The sequence below is a fragment of the Arthrobacter sp. 10L430 genome (assembly GCF_056395245.1).
The window spans coordinates 1-1356 of the sequence record NZ_JBFTJD010000055.1 but is presented as its reverse complement, the minus strand read 5'-3'; the positions used below and the strand labels follow the sequence as shown (position 1 = coordinate 1356).

Sequence of the window (1356 nt, the reverse complement as noted above, 5' to 3'; positions counted from 1 at the left end):
CCCGAGGAATCATGTCAAGATGCCCGCCTGGGTTGATTCGTGGACTCATTTGATTTTGCCCGGATGGCGGGCTGCTTTTTTGGGCCTTGTTTCGCGGTGGTCAGGGTCAGTAGCTCCGTGCAGAGAGCCTGGATCTGGCGTTGGATGGCGGCCGGGTTCAGCGGCCTGTTTTCGCGTTTCAGGCGGCCCTTCGTGGCCTTGCTGACGGTGCCGGTGTCGGCCAGGACGCGCTGGTACGGGGTGGCGGGTGCGTCGTAGGTTTTGGTGACCTTCGCCCCCGTCCGGGTCTTTGTGAGGAGTTTTTGCTGTGGTCCGAAATGGTTGGTCAGCAGCCTCTGGAGCGCCCAGATCCGGTTCAACAGCTCCAGCTCGCCTGGTGTGTCGTAGCGGTGATAGCCGACGGTCTGGCGGACGACGTGCCAGTTCTTCTGCTCGACGTGCGCACCATCGTTCTTGTTCCCGGACCGGGACCGGGTGAAGGTCAGTTTCTCCTGCTCGCACCAGCGGAACAGCTCCCAATTGATGAACTCCGAGCCGTTGTCCGAATCGATCCCGAGGATAGGAAACGGGAACGCGGCGGTGGCGTCCTTGATCGCCCCGAAAACCCACTTCTGCGCCTTGTTCCGCACCGACCGGGTCTCCGTCCAACCGGTCGCGATGTCAGTGATATCAAGGGTGAAGCAGAACTCACCCTTGTTGTTGCCGCCCTCGTGGCCGACCAGATCGATCTCGACGAACCCTGGCACCGCATCGTTCCACTCGGCCCAGGTACGGACCGGAATCGAGTCTTTCAGCAGTGTTCCGGGTTTGGTGTGGGACCGGCCCCGGGGCTCCAGTTTCGCCCGGTCGGCCTTGAGCCGCCGGTCGATGGTCGCCGGCGCGATCGTCAGCAACTGCGCGGCCGTGCCGGCATCAATGCGGAGCTCTTTGAACCGCCGCAGGCGCGGCACCAGGTCCGGCAGCGCGGCTGCGAGGAGCCGTCCACAGGGCGTTCCCTGGACCGCCCAGCAGAACCGCAGCGCCGCGATCACCGGCTCCCCATAGAGCGGGGGCCGGGGCGTCCTGGCCCGCACGGGCTTCAGCACCAGAGCCTGCCGCAGTGCCTTGCGGGCGTGGTCGCGGTGCCATCCGGTCGTCGCGCACAGCTCATCGAGAATCTGCTTCTTACCCGCGCGGTCCGAGCGGGCGTAGCGGGTGGCGATGACCTTCGTGATAGCCCTGCGTTCACTCATCGAAAGCTCCATGGCTCACAATGCCGACGCGGCAGACACCACCCCGGCGGACACGCCGCTACGCGGGCATTCTCAAATGATTCTTCGAATACCGCTACGCGGGCATCTTCGATGAGTCAACGCG

1 protein-coding gene is annotated in these 1356 nt (G+C 64.4%); it reads right to left on the bottom strand.

The window, feature by feature from the left end; all coding sequences use genetic code 11:
* Positions 1-14: 14 nt before the first annotated feature.
* Positions 15-1232, bottom strand: coding sequence for an integrase catalytic domain-containing protein (locus AC1DDG_RS21625; protein WP_476877691.1), 1218 nt, complete (start codon positions 1230-1232; stop codon positions 15-17).
* Positions 1233-1356 lie beyond the last annotated feature (124 nt).

Coding starts and splice junctions, on each gene's coding strand:
- AC1DDG_RS21625 (WP_476877691.1), bottom strand. CDS start 1,232: ATGAGTGAACGCAGGGCTATCACGAAGGTCATCGCCACCCGCTACGCC.